Consider the following 16,387-nt stretch of genomic DNA (forward strand, 5'->3'; position numbering starts at 1 on the left):
GTCCCGGGCACGAGGCCCGGGATGACGGTGGAAGGGGGCGATCTTGCTGACGCCTCACCGACCGCTGATCGCCGGCGGCGCGGGCACGGCGGGCTGGGCGGGCGGGACTTCGACGGGGGCGTCGGTCAGGCTCCAGGCCCAGCCGGCCTCGGCCCGCTCGAAGCCCATGCGGAACAGGGCCGCGCGGTTGTCGTTGGCGAAATCCAGCCCCGAGGTGTCCAGGTCGGCGCTGTCGGGAATGGCCGCGTAGAACAGCTGTCCGCCGTTGCGCCGGGCGAAGGCGCTGCTGGCCGCCAGGTGGGTGCGCATCAGGGCCTTGCTCATCGCGTCCCACGAGCGGCCGACGATCGCCCCGGCGTTGCCCTTGGTGAAGCCGAAGGTGCCGCCGACCTTGCCGTTGACGATCACGTAAAGCCGCCCGGGCCGGGCCTGGCCCTTGGCCGCGGTCCACAGCAGCAGCGACTCCGGGGCCACGAAGAACGGGATGGTGACGCCGCCGTCCACATGCATCTCCGACAGGCGCCGGCCCCCCTTCTCGCTATTGGGGCCCTGGATCTCGATCAGGGTGGGCGGCAGGACGCCGGGGATGCTGGCCGAGGCCACCAGCACCTCCTTGAACAGGCGGCGCGAGGCCGGATCGCCGCGGGTGGCGATGGCGCCCATGTCCCAGATCACCGTCTCCTCGGTGTCCAGGTTGGTGGTGGCGATCAGCAGGCGGCGGCCGCGCTTGTGCTCGGCGGTGATGGCCGCCAGCAGGTCGTCGGTGACGTTGGCGTCGACCAGGGCCCGCAGGCCGCCGCTGCTGTAGACGCTGGTGTGGAACAGCAGGCCCAGGCCGCGCGGCTTGAGGACGCGGCCGGCCTCCTTGCCGGTGTAGGCTTCGGTCAGCCGGTCGTCCCAGCTGGGACCCAGGAAGGCGAAGGGCGCGGTCAGGGCGCCGGTCGAGACGCCGGTGACGATGTCGAATTCCGGCCGCTCGCCGCGCTTGGTCCAGCCGGCCAGCACGCCGGCCCCGTAGGCTCCGTTCGAACCGCCGCCCGACAGGGCCAGGACGTCGAAGGTGCGCTGGACCTGGGCGCGCTTGCGGGCCGGCTCGGCGAAACGGACGGCCGCGTCGCTGTCGCTGGCGTTGAAGCGCAGTCCGGCCAGGCCCTTTGGCGGCGGTCCGGCCAGGTCGCTGGCGGTGTAGAGGTCGCGCGACAGCGATCCGCAGGCCGAGAGGCTCAGGGCCGCCAGGACGATCGTCAGGAGGCGGGTTGGCGCCAAGAGGCGGGCTGGACGCATGGGCTCGTGAGCTCTCTGCCGGAACCCGCGAACCCTGTTACGTGCCCCGGTTGGGCGCAAGGGAAACGCGCAAGAAAAATGGGCCGGCGCCAGGGCGCCGACCCATTCCAAATCTCGTGAGCGTGAGGCGATTAAGCCTGCAGTTGGCCCGCCGACATCTTGCCCGAGCGGTTGTCGCGCTCGAGTTCGTAGGTGATCTTCTGACCTTCGTCCAGACCACGCAGACCGGCGCGTTCAACGGCCGAGATGTGCACGAAGACGTCAGCGCCGCCGTCGTCAGGTTGGATGAAGCCGAAGCCCTTGGTGCCGTTGAACCATTTCACGGTGCCGGTAGCCATAGTGGTAGTCCTTGCAGTCAATATTCGTCGGCGGAGTCGTTCCGCACGGCGATCAAATTTCGTTGGGGGTCGGTGGGCGCGTCCGGCGCTCTCACGAAGAGAGCATGGAAAAGCAGGCCGAACGTCAGCGAATTTCGATAATGCACCATGAGCCTCGAAACGGCTTAGGGCAAGTGAATTCGTGAATCGACTTGAATCGCAAATAGTTTTGGACCCCAAGCGCCGCCTTGAACGTTAAGGTACTTCTCTCGCCCTACTGCGGGAATTGCTGACTTTCGAGGAGCTAAGTATGACCCTGATCGAGCGGATTCCTCTGCTGAACGACCAGGAGCTGGTCACGCTCCTGGCCAATGCCCGTCGCCTGGACATCGTGGGCACGCCGGCCCAGCGCCGTGGCGCGGCGGAGGTGCTGCCCGTGCTCGAGCTTGAAGCCTCCAAACGCCGCCAGGTCGCCCTGGAAGCGGCGACCAAGAAGCGCGGCGTGACCGCCGCCGCCCGCCGCAAGGCGCCCGCCGTACCCGCCGAAGCCGCCTGACACCGAAGACCGCGCCCTAGACGCCTTGCCTTCGCCATTGTTGAGAGTCATTCTCAATAGTGACGAAGCGCTTCGGAGGCGATCATGGTGTTTCTGACGGCGGGCGCCGGCTGGCTGGCCCTGATGATGCGGGCGGAACGGACGCGGTCGGGCCGAGAACCCGACACCGAATGGCTGCTGCACGGCCCGACGGACTCAGACGCGATCGAGGACGACGCGGCGCCGCTGCTGGCGGCTGAGTAGGGCGCGTCGCCTTTCCGTCCCCTCTGCAATTATCAACCGTCATCCTCGGACTTGTTCCGAGGACCCTTGCTTCAGCCGAGAAGAATGCTGACCAGCGCAACGGTGAGGTCGCGGCTCCATACCGACCGACAGCGCGGTTGACATAGGGGTCCTCGGAACAAGTCCGAGGATGACGGGCGGTGGAATGGGGAAGGAAGAGCTCCGCCCCTAAACCAGGGCCTTACGCGCCGCTTCCCAATACTGGGCGCCGGTGATCAGAGTGACCACGGCGGCCAGCCACAGCAGGCCGTGGGTGATGTAGGTGGCGGGGGCCACCACCGACGGCTCGGTCGGCAGGCCGAAGGCGGCCCACGAGACCAGGATCATCTCGGCGCCGATCGCCACCAGCTGCAGGGTGGTCTTCCACTTGGCCAGCACGGTGACGGGCAGCTTGATCCCCTTGCCGGCCCCGACCTCGCGCAGGGCGCTGACGGCGAATTCGCGGAACAGGATCAGGCCCGACGGCAGGATCACCAGCGGATTGGGGCCCAGGGCCATCAGGCCCAGCAGGGCGCCGCAGACCAGGATCTTGTCGCCGATCGGGTCGAGGATCGCGCCCCAGATGCTGACCGCGTCGAGTTTGCGGGCCAGCCAGCCGTCGAAGAAGTCGGTCACCGCCGCCACCACGAACGCCCAGAACGCCCAGCGCTGCAGCGACATCTGCTGCTCGCCGGTGAGGTTCTCGCTCAGCCACGGCACGCCGCCGGCCGCCGCGGCCAGCGCCACGAACATGAACAGCGCGATGACGAGGCGCGAGGCGGTCAGGATGTTGGGGAGGTTCTTCATGGCGGAGTTCTAACGCATGAAAGGCGCGGAGGGCTATGGGGGCGATTGCTGGGGGTGCTATCAAGTGATATCGTCCATACATGGCTCAGCTCCTGGTCCGTGACGTTCCCCGCGATGTTGTCGAAGCGCTCAAGCGCCGGGCGAGCGCCCACGGCCGCAGCGCCGAGGCCGAGCATCGTCTGATCCTGGAGGCCGCTCTCAAGGCTGGACGGGCCGCCTTTCGCGAGCGCGCCGCGTCTCTGCGGGAACAGACCCAAGGTCGGATCGTCGGGGAGTCGGCGGATCTTATCCGGCTGGATCGCGACACGCGGTGACGCTGGTCGTCGACGCCTCTGTGGCGTTGAAATGGGTGTTGGCCGAGCCTGGCCAAGCCGCCGCAGACGCCTTGCTCGACGACGACCTGATCGCGCCTTCCTTGTGGCTGTTGGAGGCCGCCAATGCCCTGTGGCGGCGCAATCTGCGCGGCGAACTCAGCGTCGGCGAGGCCGAGGAGCGGCTGTCTGAGCTGTTCAACGCGCCAGTGACCTCCATCCCGATCGAGGAGGATTTGGCGGCGGCTGCCGCCCTGGCCCAGCGCTTGGGTCACCCCGTCTATGACTGCCTCTATTTGGCCCTGGCCATCCGCGAGCAGACCTATGTGGTCACAGCCGACCGGCGCTTCTGGAGGGTGGCGCAAACCGCCGGGGACTTGGCTGATAGAGTGCGGTTACTGGAAAAAGGCTGAGCGGTTCCTGTTCGGCAAGCTTCTACCGAAAATGACTTGCGCCTCGAATAAAGAAGGTCGCGCTAGGTCCAAAAGTGAAACCGTCGGGGTCATTTTTCGCCCTATCGATTGACGCGGCGCCTTCCGCCCGCCAAGCCGTGGCCGAGTTTCTCGGGGGATGCGCATGAGCGGCGAAACCAGACAGATCGCGACCAACTCCAACCGCCGCGTCTTGACCGCCAGCCTGGTGGGCACGGCGGTGGAGTTCTACGACTTCTACATCTACGCCACGGCCGCCTCGCTGGTGTTCGGGCCGCTGTTCTTCCCGTCCAAGTCGGCCAGCCTGCAACTGATGGCCTCGTACGCCAGCCTGGGGGTGGCCTTCCTGGCCCGGCCGCTGGGCGCGGCGGTGTTCGGCCATTTCGGGGATCGGGTCGGACGCAAGTCGACCCTGGTGGCCTCGCTGATGCTGATGGGCGGATCGACCCTGGCCATCGCCTTCCTGCCCACCTACGCCATGGCCGGCTGGCTGGCCCCGACCCTGCTGTGCCTGCTGCGGTTCGGCCAGGGCTTCGGCCTGGGCGGCGAGTGGGGCGGGGCGGCGCTTCTGGCTGTCGAGAACGCCCCTCCGGGCTGGAAGGCGCGGTTCGGCATGTTTCCGCAGCTGGGCGCCCCGGTCGGCTTCATCGCCGCCAACGGGCTCTTCCTGGCGCTGGGCGTCATCCTGACGCCGGAGCAGTTCCAGGCCTGGGGCTGGCGCCTGCCGTTCCTGGGCAGCGCGGCCCTGGTGGCCGTGGGCCTGTGGGTGCGGCTGAAGCTGACCGAGACCCCGGCCTTCGCCGCCGCCATCGCCCACGAGGCCCCGCCGGCCGTGCCGCTGGGCGAGCTGCTGCGCGGCCACTGGAAGGCCACCCTCTGCGGGACGCTGGCGGCCATCTGCTGCTTCGCCGTCTACTACCTGATGACCGCCTTCGCGCTGGGCTACGGGGTGACCACCCTGGGCTATAGCCGCACCGCCATGCTGGGCGTGCAGCTGGGGGCGATCCTGTTCATGGCCGCCGGCATCGTCGCGGCCGGCTGCTGGTCGGACGCGACCAACCCGCGCCGGGTGCTGATGTCGGGCTGCGCCATGACCGTCGCGGTCGGCGCCCTGCTGCCGGTGATGATGGGGGCCGGCTCGCTGCTGGCGATCTTCGCCTTTCTGGCGTTGGGCCTGCTGGTCATGGGCTTCGTCTACGGCCCGCTGGGCGCCTTTCTGCCCGACCTGTTCCCGGCCCGCGTGCGCTACACCGGCGTCTCGACCGCCTTCAATGTCGGCGGCATCCTGGGCGGAGGCCTGGCGCCGATGATCGCCCAGGCCCTGGCCGACAAGGGCGGGCTGGTCCCGGTGGGCGTCTACCTGGCCGTGGCCGCGGGTTTGAGCTTCGTGGGGCTGCTGGGGCTGAAGCCGAAGGCTGAATAGGTTCGCCTCACGAACGCTTGTTTGCCTCCGCTCCCCATCCGCGCCACTCTGCCTCCAACGATAAAGATCTCGGGAGGCGCACCCATGAACCCCAACGCGGAGTTCGACGTCATCGTCCACGGCGCGACCGGCTTCACCGGCCGGCTGGTGGCCGAGCATTTCGCCAGGCGTCACCCGAGCGTCCGCTGGGCGATGTCGGGCCGCGACGCCGACAAGCTGGCCGCCGTGCGCGACGAGATCGGCGCCCTCACGGGCGCTTCAATGGCCGACATCCCGCTGATCGTCGCCGACGCCGACAGCCCGGCCTCGCTGCGGCGCATGGTCCAGCAGGCCAAGGCGGTCCTGACCACGGTCGGCCCCTACCAGCTCTACGGCTCCGACCTGGTGGCCGCCTGCGCCGAGGCCGGGACCGACTATCTGGACCTCTGCGGCGAGCCGGCCTGGATGCGCCAGATGATCGACGCCCACGAGCGGACGGCCCAGGGCAGCGGGGCGCGGATCGTCTTTTCCTGCGGCTTCGATTCCATCCCGTTCGAGCTGGGCGTCTGGTTCGTGCAGCAGGAGGCGGCCAAGCGGTTCGGCGCGCCGGTCGCCCGGGTCAAGGGTCGGGTGCGGGCCATGCGCGGCGGCTTCTCGGGCGGCACGGCGGCCAGCCTGAGGGCCACCCTGGCCGCGGCGGGCCGCGACCCGCGGATCCTGGAATACCTGAAGGACCCCTTCGCCCTGACCCCCGACTTCGCCGGCCCCAAGCAGCCGCACGGCGCGGCCGTGGCCTATGACGAGGACCTGGGCTCGTGGACCGCCCCGTTCGTGATGGCGGCGATCAACACCCGCAACGTCCACCGCTCCAACTGGCTGATGGACCAGCCGTACGGCGCCGACTTCGTCTATGACGAAATGATCCTGACCGGCCCCGGCGAGGACGGCGAGGCCGCCGCCAAGGCCGTCGGCGCGGCCAACGCGGCCATGGGCGCCGAAGGCGGGCCCAAGCCGGGCGAGGGCCCCAGCAAGGACGAGCGCGAGGCCGGCTTCTACGACCTGCTGTTCGTCGCCGTCGCCGACGACGGCCGTCAGGTCCGCGCCAGCGTCAAGGGCGACAAGGACCCCGGCTACGGCTCGACCAGCAAGATGATCGCCGAGACGGCCCTGTGCCTGATCGACACGCCGGACGTGGCCGGCGGGATCTGGACGCCGGGCGCGGCGCTGCGGGGCAAGCTGGTCGAGCGGTTGCAGGCCAAGGCGGGGCTGGTCTTCGCGGTGGAATAGGTTTCCGGGACCCGTCGGCGAACCGACGTTCAGATCGCTAAAGATTTCGACAGCGGACGACGGCCGTTCCAAGGCTCTCTGCGGCTCCAGTTTCTCCGGAGCGACGCAATGACTTGGACCATCAACACCGGCCGCGCCCTGGCGGCGGGCCTTGGGGGCGCGGCGGCCCTGCTGCTGGCCGGCGCCGGGCCCGCGCGGGCGTCGGACCATCTCGACACGCCCAGCGTCATCGCCGATCCCCGGGCCGACATCGGCGACATCTTCGCCTGGACCTCGCCGGACAGCCGGCGGCTGAACCTGGTGATGGCGATCGTCGGGCACGGCTTCTCCAGGGACCTGGCCTATGTGTTCCACGTCGACAGCGGGGCGCGCCTGGGCAAGACCACGGCGACGACGACGATCTCGTGCCGGTTCAGCGGTCAGGAGGCCGACTGCACGGCCGACGGGGACGAGGCTCGCGGCGACGCCGGCCGTCCGGAAGGGCTGGTCTCCCGCCGCCACGGCTTCCGCGTCTTCGCCGGCCCGCGCGACGATCCGTTCTTCAACAACGTCAAGGGCACGCGCGAGGCCTACGATTTCGCCGCCGCCGCGCTCAAGGCCGGCGCGCCCCTGGACGAGGCGGGCTGCCCGGCCTTCGACAAGGCGACCTCGGCCGGCGTCCTGGAACGCTGGCGCCACACGCGCGGCGGACCGGCCCAGAACCTCCTGGCGGGCTGGACGCCGGCCTCGTTGGTGATCTCGATCGACCTGCCGGCGGTGTCGCGCGGCGGCAAGCTGCTGGCGGTCTGGGGCGAGACCGTCGGGCCCAAGGGACGCATCGACCGCATGGGCCGCCCGCTGACCGGCAACGCCCTGCTGGCCACGCTCGCGCCCGACGCCGTCAGCGACGCCCTCAAGGAAGCCTACAACCACGCCACGCCGGCGACCTCGGACGCCTTTGTCCCCGAGATCGAGAAGACCCTGGGCCTCTACGACGCCTTCGACGGCCAGTGCGGCAACGCGATGATCGCCGACCGTCGGGCCGGGGCGTCGCGCTACCTGAACCTGGCGATCCTGCTGGCCGACGACCGGCTGTGGATCAACAGCGCCGGGACCCGCTGCACGACCCTGTTCGCGGTGGAGCTGGCCGCCCTCGCCGGCCGTCGGGACCTGGCGGGCGACTGCGGCGGGCGGACCCCGAACTATGACGCGGTGGACGTCTATCGCTCGCTGCTGGCCACCGGCGCCCTGACCGGCGTGGACGACGGCGTCGACCGTGACGACCACGTGCATTCGGACACGGTGTTCCCGTTCCTGGCCGCGCCCGACGCCGCCGCCGAGTCCTCGCGCAAGGCCGACTGACCATGACCCTGTTCACGACTGGCCTTCGCCAGGTCCTGCCGGCCGCCGGCGCGCTGGCCCTGGCCTGCGGTCCCCAAGCCGCCGCCGCGCACGAGTTCTGGATCCAGCCCGAACGCTTCTGGTTGTCCGTCGACGCCGCCACGCCGATGGTCCTGCAGGTCGGGACGGGGGCCGAGCGCCAGCGCTCGCAACTGCCGATCCGCCGGGTCCTGCGGTTCGACGCCGCGGCGCCGGGCGGTGAAGCCCTGGACCTGCGCCCGGCTCTGACGCTCGGCGCCGAGACCGCCGACGGCGCCCTGGGCTTCTCGCGGCCCGGCGCCTATGTGGTGACGCTGCGCAGCGACGCCGCCGCCCAGAGCCACCTGTCGGCCGCCCGGTTCAACGCCTATGCCGAGGAAGAGGGCCTGACCCCCGCCCTGGAGGCCCGGGCCGCGCGCGGCCTGCGGGCGATCGACGCCTCCGAACGCTACAGCCGCCAGACCAAGGCCCTGATCCAGGTCGGCGAAGGCGGCGACCAGGGCGCCGTCGTCAAGCCCGTGGGCTTGACCCTGGAGATCGTGCCCGAGGCCAGCCCCTACGCCCTGCCGCGTCCGGCGACCCTGCCGGTGCGGGTGCTGTACGAAGGCCGGCCCCTGGCGGGCGCGCTGGTCAAGATCACCGACCTGGCCCACGACGCCGCGCCCCGCGAGCAGCATCGCACCGACGGCGAGGGCCGGGCCGGCTTCGCCATGCCCGCCGACGGGGCCTGGATGATGGACGTGGTGTGGACCAGGCCGCTGACCGACGAAGGCGTCGACTTCGAGACGGTGTTCTCAAGCCTGAGCTTTGGCTTTCCCGCCCGGGCCCGTTAAGCCGCTTGTCCATCAGGCGCACAGGCGCGGCGGTCTGACCGAACGTCGGAAGTCGGCCGGGGCGTGGCCATGGAGCTGGCGGAAGGCCGCCGTAAAATGGCTGTGGCTGGAAAAGCCGAGGTCGAGGGCCAGCGTCGTCAGGTCGTCGGACGAGGCCAGCAGGTCCAGGGCGCGCGCCAGCCGCAGCCGCAACTGGTAGCGATAGAGCGGCATGCCCTCGGTCTGGGCGAAGACCTGGGTCAGGTAGACCGGCGAGACGCCGACGTCTCCGGCGATCTGCGCCAAGGTCCAGCGCCGCGCCGGGTCAGAGGCCAGGACCAGCTTGGCGCGATCGGCCAGCTTGCGCCGGCCATGGCTGGCGGCGCGGGTCCGGGCTGTGCGCTCGCCCAGGGCGGCGCCGACCAGCGCCAGGGTCAGGGTCTCGGCCTGCAGCGGCTCGAACGCGCCGCGCGTCAGACCGTGCCTCAGCCGGGCGGCCAAGGCCTGGGCGGCCGGGGCGAGGCCGCGCGCCGGTCGACGGAACACCGCCAGGCCGCCGTCCTCCAGCTGCTCGGCGGGGGACAGCTCGGTCAGCAGCGCGTCGTCGATCGACACCGACAGGCAGGCGTCGCCGCCGCCTATCGGATGGCTGATCGCGTAGTCCTGGTCGCGGTTGAAGAACACCACCTGGTTGGCTTCGGCCACCACGTCCTGGCGGCCCACATGGCGCACATAGGCGCCGCGATAGGGAAAGACGAGATGGGTGGCGGCGGCGCACTCGCTGGGGCTTTTGTGGCGGCAGGCGCCGTCGCAGGCCACGTCGCGCACGCCGACCGTCCGGGTCTCCAGAAGCAGGGTGACGCTGAGCTCGTTCATGCCGACCGCTATCGGCGAGCGGATGCGCGGCGGCAATAACCTCGGAGGTCATGGGGACGGCGACCTCGCCGATCGGCGGGACGAGCCGCGCTTAGCATTTGCCAAGTCGCGCGCCAGCGGAGACCCTCTCCGCATGCTGGTCTTCGAATGGATCCTGGTCCTGCTGATAGGGGCGGTGCTGCTGTCGGCCCTGGCCCGGCGGGTCGGCGCGCCCTATCCGGCCCTGCTGGCCATGGGCGGGGCGGCCGTGGCCCTGATCCCCGGCGCGCCCCGGCTGGCGCTGGAGCCGGAGCTGATCCTGGCCCTGTTCATCGCCCCCGTGCTGCTGGACGCGGCCTATGACTCCTCGCTGCGCGACCTGAAGGACAACTGGCGGCCGGTGTCGTCCCTGGTGCTGGTCGCCGTGAGCCTGACCACCCTGGGCGTGGCCTGGGTCGCGCGGCTGCTGTTTCCCGAGATGCCCTGGCCGGCCGCGATCGCCCTGGGGGCCATCGTCGCCCCGCCCGACGCGGTGGCCGCCCTGGCCGTGCTGCGCCAGGTCCAGCCGCCGCACCGGATTCTCAAGATTCTGGAAGGCGAGAGCCTGCTGAACGACGCCTCGGCGCTGCTGATCTACCGCCTGGCGGTGGGGGCGGTCGGCGGCGGCTTCAGCCTGGCCCACGCCGTGCCGACCTTCGTCCTGGTGGCGGTGGGCAGCGTGGTGGCGGGCTACGGCCTGGCGCGGCTGAGCGGCCTGGTGTTCCACAAGGTGACCGACATGCCCAGTTCGGTGATCGTCCAGTTCGTCTCAACCTTCGGGGTGTGGATCCTGGCCGAGCGGCTGGGGCTGTCGGGGGTGGTGACCATCGTCGTCTACGGCGTGACCGTGGCCTGGCGGCCGGGCGCGCAGCTGTCGGCGCGGCTGCGCGTCCCGTCCTTCGCGGTCTGGGAGACGGTGACGGTGGTGCTCAACGTCCTGGCCTTCACCCTGATCGGCCTGCAGATCCGGCCGATCCTGGAGACCCTGTCGCCGCACGAACGGATGGACTATCTGCGCGCCGCCCTGGTGATCCTGGCCACGGTGATCGCCGTGCGGATCGCCTGGGTGATGACCTACAACACCGGGGTGAGGCTGAAGAACCACTGGTTCGGCCTGCACGTGGCGCGGTCCAGCATGGCCGCGCCGACCACGCGGGGCGGGCTGATGGTCTCGTGGTGCGGCATGCGCGGCATGGTCACCCTGGCCGCCGCCCTGGCCCTGCCCGAGGGCTTCCCCTATCGCGACTTCATCCTGCTGGCCGCCTTCGCGGTGGTGCTGGGCACGCTGGTGGTCCAGGGGCTGACCCTCAAGCCGCTGATGCTGTTGTTGCGCCTGCCCGACGACGATCCGGTGCGCAAGGAGCTGAAACTGGCCAGGGCCATGGCGCTGAAGGCCGCCCTGGCCGAGCTGGACGGCGACCAGTCCGAGGCCGCGGAGGCCCTGCGCCGCGAGTACGGCGCGGCCCTGCACCAGACCAAGACCGGGGCCGACGCGCGGGCTTCGACCGAGAACGCCCTGCGCCGCCGGGTGGTGGCGGTGTCACGCGAGGCGATCGCGGATCTGCGGAAGAAGGGCGAGATCGGGGACGACGCCTATCGGGCGCTGGAGGAGGAGTTCGATTGGCTGGAGCTGTCGGCGCGGGAGTAGGTCCGGACTTGCCCCCACCTGACCGCTTCGCGGTCTGTCCGCCCCCATAGAGGGCGGAGGACGCGCGCGCGGCTCCTCTTCCCCCTGTGGGGGAAGACGGTCGCGAAGCGACCCGTAGGGGGCAAGTGTTAGCCGCCCTAGCTCTTTCGGAAGAACGCGTGGATCCGCTCGGCCAGCGGCTGGCTGACCCCGTCCACCTTCATCAGGTCCTCGACGCCCGCCCGTGACACGCCCTTGGCCGAGCCGAACGCGTGCAGCAGGGCCTTCTTGCGACCCGGGCCGACGCCCTCGATCTCGTCGAGCGGGTTTTTCTTCAGGTCCATCGAGCGCCGCGTGCGGTGGGCGCCGATCGCGAAGCGGTGGGCCTCGTCGCGCAGGCGCTGCAGGTAGTAGAGCACCGGCGACTTGGGCTCGAGCATGAACGGCGTCTTGTCGGGCATGAAGAACCGCTCCAGGCCGGCGTCGCGGTCCGGCCCCTTGGCCACGCCCACCACGGCGATGTCGTCGACGCCCAGGTCGGCCATCACCTCCAGGGCCGCGTCCAGCTGGCCCTTGCCGCCGTCGACCAGCACCAGGTCGGGGCGGTTGTCGCTGTCGCCCTCTTCCTCTTCCTTGACCAGGCGGGAAAAGCGCCGGCGCAGCACCTCCTTCATCATCCCGTAGTCGTCGCCGGGCGTCAGCTCGGTCGAGCGGATGTTGAACTTGCGGTACTGGCCCTTCATGAAGCCCTCGGGCCCGGCCACGATCATGCCGCCGACGGCGTTGGTGCCCTGGATGTGGCTGTTGTCATAGACCTCGATCCGCTCGGGCGGGGCCTCCAGGCCGAACGCCTCGCAGACCCCGGCCAGCAGCTTGGTCTGGGCCGAGCCCTCGGCCATCTTCCGGCCAAGCGCCTCGCGGGCGTTGGTCAGGGCGTGGCCGACCAGGTCCGCCTTTTCGCCGCGCTTGGGGGTGGCGATCTCGACCTTGCGGCCGCTCTTCAGGCAGAAGGCCTCGGCCAGCAGCTCGCGGTCGGCCGGCTCCAGATTGGTCAGGATCAGGCGCGGGATCGGCTTGTCGTCGTAGAACTGGCCCAGGAACGCGGTCAGGATCCGCTGCTCCTCGGTCGCGCCCTCGCCTTCCTCCTCGGCGTTGCCCGTGATCCGCGGGAAGTAGGCGCGGTTGCCCCAGTTCTGGCCGGCCCGGAAGAAGAACACCTGCACGCAGGCCTGGCCGCCCTCGACGTGCAGGGCGACGACGTCGGCCTCCTCCACGGTCTCGGGATTGATCTGGCTCTCCTGGGCCACCGAGGCCAGGGCGCGGATGCGGTCGCGCAGGCGGGCGGCGCGCTCGAATTCCAGGTCCTCGGCCGCCGCTTCCATCTGCTGGGCGATCAGGGCCATGACCGCGCGCGACTTGCCCCGCAGGAAGGCCTCGGCCTGGTCGACCAGGGCCTGGTAGTCGTCCTTGCCGATCAGGCCGGTGCAGGGGGCGGCGCAGCGCTTGATCTGGTGCAGCATGCAGGGCCGCGAGCGGGTGTCGTAGACGCTGTCGCTGCACGAGCGCAGCAGGAAGGCCTTCTGCAGGGTGTTGAGCGTGCGGTTCACCGCTCCGGCGCTGGCGAACGGCCCGAAATAGTCGCCCTTGATCGTGTGGGCCCCGCGGTGCTTGCGCAGTTGCGGCGCGTCATGATCGCGGCGGATGACGATCTCGGGAAAGCTCTTGTCGTCGCGCAGCAGCACGTTGAAACGCGGCTTCAGCTGCTTGATCAGGTTGATCTCGAGCAGCAGGGCGTCGGCCTCGGTGCGGGTGGTGACGAACTCCATCGACCGCGTGGCGTCGACCATGTGGGCGATGCGGTTGGTGTGGAAGCGGCCCTGGGCGTACTGCACGACCCGCTTCTTCAGGCTCTTGGCCTTGCCGACGTAGAGGACCTCGTCGTTCTCGCCGATCATCCGGTAGACGCCCGGCGCGTCGGGCAGGCGCGAGACCTCGTCCTTGATTAGGGCGGCGCCCTTCAGGGCGTTGGCGGGGGGAATGTCGATGGTCGTATCGTTCACGCCCGACATATAGGCGAGTCTGGGAGGTTCAGCGATCTTCGAGGCCGTGGAAGATGCGTAGGATGACGACCAACTCGCCCCGGACTTGGTACTGAACGACATACTGATTGGAATGGAACTGAACGAAGAGTTCCCGATACCGGTCGTCGCGACTTGTTGGGGAACGTTCGGGGGTAGTGCTGGAGGCTATCGATGGCGGTTTCCAGCCGGGAACCGAGATCGGCGGCGTAGGCCGCTCCATGTTCCAGAAGCCAATGCTCGAGTCGGTCCGTATCGGCGGAGGCCCGCTCGGAAACGATAATCCGGATCATTGCTCAGCGGGGCTTGCCGAGGTTGCGCAACCTATCCCGAAATTGCTCCCATGGAATCCCGCCGGTGCGCAGCGTTTCCTCGCAAATGCGATCTAGCTCGTCGGCATAGGCGTCGGCGTCCTCGCCAAAGCCGTTGTCGTGCAGGGCGGGAACCGGCGTCCCGGTCCATTGGGCTTCATTCTCTTTGAAGCCCAGCTCTTCGACGGCGCGCCTGAGGATGCCGAGCGCATACGCCTCTACGCTCTGCCCCGCCGCCTCGGCGCGGGCGCGGAGGCGCTCGGCGAGCGCCGCGTCGATCGTGAGGGTCAGGCCGCCATCGGTCATGTTCTCATGATGTTCCATTCATGGTTTGTCGTCAACGCGGCGGGGCGGTATGACGCCCGCCATGACCCTGCGCCCGCTCTTCGTCACCCACCTCTATGAGGGCAGCCTCGCCGGCGACAAAGGCTTCGACGCCTTCAACCTTCAACTGGAGGACGCCTGCCGCGCCATCGCCGCCGACGACCGGGCCGGCCGGGCCTGGGCCAAGGAAAACGGCTATAACGGCTACACCTCCTACGCCTCGCTCGACGACCTGCCCCAGCGCGACAGCCTGTTCGCCGACCTCAAGAAGAAGCTCGACAAGCACGCGAGCGCCTTCGCCAAGGATCTGAAGCTGGAGCTGGCCGGCGGACGGCTGGTGATGGACAGCCTGTGGATCAACATTCTCAAGCCCGGCGGCGGCCACAGCGGCCACATCCATCCGCACAGCGTGCTGTCGGGCACGGTCTATGTCGCCACCCCGCCCGGCGCCTCGGCCCTGAAGCTGGAGGATCCGCGCCTGCCGCTGATGATGGCCGCCCCCACCCGTCAGGTCGATGCGCCGGAGGACCGCCAGACCTTCGTCTACGTCCAGCCCCAGCCGGGCACGGTGCTGATGTGGGAAAGCTGGCTGCGCCACGAGGTGCCGGCCAACGCGGCCAAGGCCGAGCGGATCAGCATCAGCTTCAATTACGCCTGGCGTTAGGGGGAAGCAGATGGCGGATTCGGCTCCCGTTGAGACAACGATTCCGGCTCATGAACTTCATTGCCTTGCCGACTGTGGGTTCGTGCAGCCGCCCGGCATCGAGGCCTATGCGCTGATCCCCGCCATGGCCCTGGTCATCGCGGCGGTGCTGATCGTCCTGCGCCGGTCGAAGCGACGCAAGGCCGCCCGTTCCTCCAGCGACGATTGAAACCCCGTCCGCATCGACGGGTTTCCTCTTGAACCGCAGGAGAGCCCCCCATGCCCCACGCGCAGACCCCCGACCATTCCGGCGCGGCGATCACGATGCAGAAGGTCCAGCCGTTCGGCGAGATGAGCCTGATCCTCACCACGCCCGCGACCGACATCAACGGCCGACTGGCCGACCGCCACAGCGCTTACCACGACAACCTGTCGCCGCCCCTGATCTGGACCCAGGTCGAAGGCGCGGCCGCCTATGCGATCATCGTTGAGGACCCTGACGCGCCCCGCGAAGGGCCGTTCGTGCACTGGCTGATCTGGAACATCCCCGGCGAGGCCACCAGCCTGCCCGAAGGTCTGCCGAACGAGGCGAGCCTCGGCCTGATCGGCGGCGCGGTTCAGGGCCGCAACGACAGCGGTTCGGTCGGCTGGTTCGGCCCGCGCCCGCCCCTGGGGCATGGGCTGCACCACTACCACTTCCAGATCTTCGCCCTGGCCGAACGCCTGCCGTTCGATGCGGCCATGCCCCTGGCCGACCTGGTCAACGCGCTGAAGGGCGACGCCCTGGCGTCGGACGACCTGATCGTTACCTACGAGGCGGCGGGGGCGTAGTCGGATTCGGGCTTCGTTTCGGCCTCGGCGACGGGTAGGGGCGGTATCAGGTCCCGCGCGCGCCAGTGGCGGTCCAGGCAGAAGGCGGCGATGGCCAGCCACAGCAGGCCCAGGAACGCGTGGCCGCGCTGCCAGAAGCCGACGTCGCTGCCGGTCCGCACGTTCCACACCCCGGTCAGCAGGGCCAGGACCAGCAGCAGGAAGAAGAACCAGCCCAGCGAGAACGCCGCCAGGCGGCGGTGCCCCGGCTTGCCCCAGAGGGCCCAGGCGGTGAACAGCGGGGCGAACTGGATGGCCAGGCCGACGCCGCAGGCGCGGTGCATCGGGTCGGGCCAGTGGAACAGGCCGGCGAACAGCGCCCCCAGCCCCGTCATCGCCACCCACAGCCCCGCGAAGGCCGAGACCTGGCGACGGCCGCCGGCGTGCTCCAGGGCGTGGGCGAAGCCGGCCCCGGCCGCGACGCCCGCCAGGCCGGCCAGGATCATGCCGATGTTGAAGATCGCCGGATTGGGCGCCTTGGGCCCGCCCAACTCGCTGATGAACTGCGCGCCGGCGTCGAAGCCCGGAAAGAAATGCTGGGCCACCAGGACGTCGGCCGCCATGATCGCGGGGACGATCAGGCCGATCCTCAGCAGGTTTCCAACGCTTATCACTCGTCCCGTCTCCGGCTGATCGGACGTGGATAGATCGCGCCGGGCGGGGGCGGGGTCAAGGATGGATAGGCGGTCGAACGCCCCCTCCGTCCGCTTCGCGGCCACCTCCCCCGTCTGACGGGGGAGGAGAATGAGGCCGGATCCTCCTCACCCGCGAAGCGGGGGAGGTGGCGCGATGCGGATACGCATCGTGACGGAA

At 69.7% G+C, this 16,387-nt stretch carries 20 protein-coding genes; 12 read left to right on the forward strand and 8 right to left on the reverse strand.

Features of this window, described 5'->3' with window-relative positions; translation table 11 throughout:
* Window positions 1-54: 54 nt before the first annotated feature.
* Together ASD38_RS04360 and ASD38_RS04365 are read right to left on the reverse strand one after the other, a co-directional pair.
* Window positions 55-1,284 carry a patatin-like phospholipase family protein gene (locus tag ASD38_RS04360; protein WP_056457881.1) on the reverse strand — a complete coding sequence of 410 codons (1,230 nt, stop codon included), beginning with the start codon at window positions 1,282-1,284 and terminating at the stop codon, window positions 55-57.
* A gap of 131 nt (window positions 1,285-1,415) precedes the next feature.
* Complete coding sequence (locus ASD38_RS04365) at window positions 1,416-1,622, reverse strand: cold-shock protein (RefSeq protein WP_007666377.1); 207 nt, start codon at window positions 1,620-1,622, stop codon at window positions 1,416-1,418.
* 289 nt (window positions 1,623-1,911) lie between these two features.
* Here ASD38_RS04365 and ASD38_RS04370 point away from each other — a divergent pair, with 289 nt between their 5' ends.
* Both ASD38_RS04370 and ASD38_RS24265 read left to right on the forward strand, forming a co-directional pair.
* Complete coding sequence (locus ASD38_RS04370) at window positions 1,912-2,157, forward strand: hypothetical protein (protein ID WP_056457883.1); 246 nt, start codon at window positions 1,912-1,914, stop codon at window positions 2,155-2,157.
* An 84-nt stretch (window positions 2,158-2,241) separates the two neighbouring features.
* The gene (locus ASD38_RS24265; protein WP_200941379.1) at window positions 2,242-2,400 is read left to right on the forward strand and encodes a hypothetical protein; all 159 of its coding nucleotides are present in this window, start codon (window positions 2,242-2,244) and stop codon (window positions 2,398-2,400) included.
* 207 nt (window positions 2,401-2,607) lie between these two features.
* On the opposite strand, the gene pgsA is transcribed toward ASD38_RS24265, so the two are convergent.
* Window positions 2,608-3,225, reverse strand: coding sequence for a CDP-diacylglycerol--glycerol-3-phosphate 3-phosphatidyltransferase (pgsA, locus tag ASD38_RS04375; RefSeq protein ID WP_056435396.1), 618 nt, complete (start codon window positions 3,223-3,225; stop codon window positions 2,608-2,610).
* 80 nt (window positions 3,226-3,305) lie between these two features.
* On the opposite strand from pgsA, the gene ASD38_RS04380 reads away from it, so the two are divergent.
* From ASD38_RS04380 to ASD38_RS04405, 6 genes are all read left to right on the forward strand, one after another.
* A complete protein-coding gene (locus tag ASD38_RS04380; RefSeq protein ID WP_056435393.1) occupies window positions 3,306-3,539 on the forward strand; it encodes a FitA-like ribbon-helix-helix domain-containing protein in 234 nt (77 codons plus the stop codon).
* A complete protein-coding gene (locus tag ASD38_RS04385; RefSeq protein WP_056435390.1) occupies window positions 3,536-3,949 on the forward strand; it encodes a type II toxin-antitoxin system VapC family toxin in 414 nt (137 codons plus the stop codon). Before ASD38_RS04380 ends, ASD38_RS04385 begins: the two co-directional genes overlap by 4 nt.
* Before the next feature lie 163 nt (window positions 3,950-4,112).
* Window positions 4,113-5,390 carry an MFS transporter gene (locus ASD38_RS04390; protein ID WP_056457887.1) on the forward strand — a complete coding sequence of 426 codons (1,278 nt, stop codon included), beginning with the start codon at window positions 4,113-4,115 and terminating at the stop codon, window positions 5,388-5,390.
* Window positions 5,391-5,474: 84 nt separating this feature from the next.
* A complete protein-coding gene (locus ASD38_RS04395) occupies window positions 5,475-6,656 on the forward strand; it encodes a saccharopine dehydrogenase family protein (RefSeq protein ID WP_056457890.1) in 1,182 nt (393 codons plus the stop codon).
* 108 nt (window positions 6,657-6,764) lie between these two features.
* Window positions 6,765-7,997, forward strand: a complete 1,233-nt coding sequence (locus ASD38_RS04400) for a DUF4331 family protein (RefSeq protein ID WP_056457893.1) — start codon at window positions 6,765-6,767, stop codon at window positions 7,995-7,997.
* A 2-nt stretch (window positions 7,998-7,999) separates the two neighbouring features.
* On the forward strand, window positions 8,000-8,848 hold the full coding sequence (locus tag ASD38_RS04405) for a DUF4198 domain-containing protein (protein WP_056457896.1): 849 nt from the start codon (window positions 8,000-8,002) through the stop codon (window positions 8,846-8,848).
* A 12-nt stretch (window positions 8,849-8,860) separates the two neighbouring features.
* On the opposite strand, the gene ASD38_RS04410 is transcribed toward ASD38_RS04405, so the two are convergent.
* A complete protein-coding gene (locus ASD38_RS04410) occupies window positions 8,861-9,703 on the reverse strand; it encodes a helix-turn-helix transcriptional regulator (RefSeq protein ID WP_056457898.1) in 843 nt (280 codons plus the stop codon).
* 133 nt (window positions 9,704-9,836) lie between these two features.
* On the opposite strand from ASD38_RS04410, the gene ASD38_RS04415 reads away from it, so the two are divergent.
* Window positions 9,837-11,369: a cation:proton antiporter gene (locus ASD38_RS04415; protein WP_056435374.1), complete on the forward strand. Its 1,533-nt coding sequence runs from the start codon at window positions 9,837-9,839 to the stop codon at window positions 11,367-11,369.
* A 137-nt stretch (window positions 11,370-11,506) separates the two neighbouring features.
* Here the strand turns inward: ASD38_RS04415 and uvrC are convergent, their stop codons facing one another.
* From uvrC to ASD38_RS04425, 3 genes are all read right to left on the reverse strand, one after another.
* On the reverse strand, window positions 11,507-13,417 hold the full coding sequence (gene uvrC, locus ASD38_RS04420) for an excinuclease ABC subunit UvrC (RefSeq protein ID WP_056435370.1): 1,911 nt from the start codon (window positions 13,415-13,417) through the stop codon (window positions 11,507-11,509).
* A gap of 19 nt (window positions 13,418-13,436) precedes the next feature.
* Window positions 13,437-13,649, reverse strand: a complete 213-nt coding sequence (locus ASD38_RS23720; RefSeq protein ID WP_156390549.1) for a type II toxin-antitoxin system RelE/ParE family toxin — start codon at window positions 13,647-13,649, stop codon at window positions 13,437-13,439.
* Between the two features lie 73 nt (window positions 13,650-13,722).
* Complete coding sequence (locus ASD38_RS04425) at window positions 13,723-14,061, reverse strand: FitA-like ribbon-helix-helix domain-containing protein (RefSeq protein ID WP_156390550.1); 339 nt, start codon at window positions 14,059-14,061, stop codon at window positions 13,723-13,725.
* Window positions 14,062-14,104: 43 nt separating this feature from the next.
* Between ASD38_RS04425 and ASD38_RS04430 the strand changes: the two genes are divergently transcribed.
* The 3 genes from ASD38_RS04430 (at window position 14,105) to ASD38_RS04435 (ending at window position 15,535) form a co-directional block, all read left to right on the forward strand.
* Complete coding sequence (locus ASD38_RS04430; RefSeq protein WP_056458274.1) at window positions 14,105-14,725, forward strand: TIGR02466 family protein; 621 nt, start codon at window positions 14,105-14,107, stop codon at window positions 14,723-14,725.
* Between the two features lie 82 nt (window positions 14,726-14,807).
* Window positions 14,808-14,933, forward strand: coding sequence for a hypothetical protein (locus ASD38_RS24855; RefSeq protein ID WP_268760911.1), 126 nt, complete (start codon window positions 14,808-14,810; stop codon window positions 14,931-14,933).
* A 50-nt stretch (window positions 14,934-14,983) separates the two neighbouring features.
* On the forward strand, window positions 14,984-15,535 hold the full coding sequence (locus ASD38_RS04435; RefSeq protein ID WP_056435361.1) for a YbhB/YbcL family Raf kinase inhibitor-like protein: 552 nt from the start codon (window positions 14,984-14,986) through the stop codon (window positions 15,533-15,535).
* Here the strand turns inward: ASD38_RS04435 and ASD38_RS04440 are convergent.
* Window positions 15,514-16,188, reverse strand: coding sequence for a DUF998 domain-containing protein (locus ASD38_RS04440; protein WP_056435358.1), 675 nt, complete (start codon window positions 16,186-16,188; stop codon window positions 15,514-15,516). The genes ASD38_RS04435 and ASD38_RS04440 overlap by 22 nt on opposite strands.
* Window positions 16,189-16,387: the final 199 nt, after the last annotated feature.

It is taken from the genome of Caulobacter sp. Root487D2Y, assembly GCF_001427165.1.
In the GTDB taxonomy this organism is placed as follows: Bacteria; Pseudomonadota; Alphaproteobacteria; order Caulobacterales; family Caulobacteraceae; genus Caulobacter.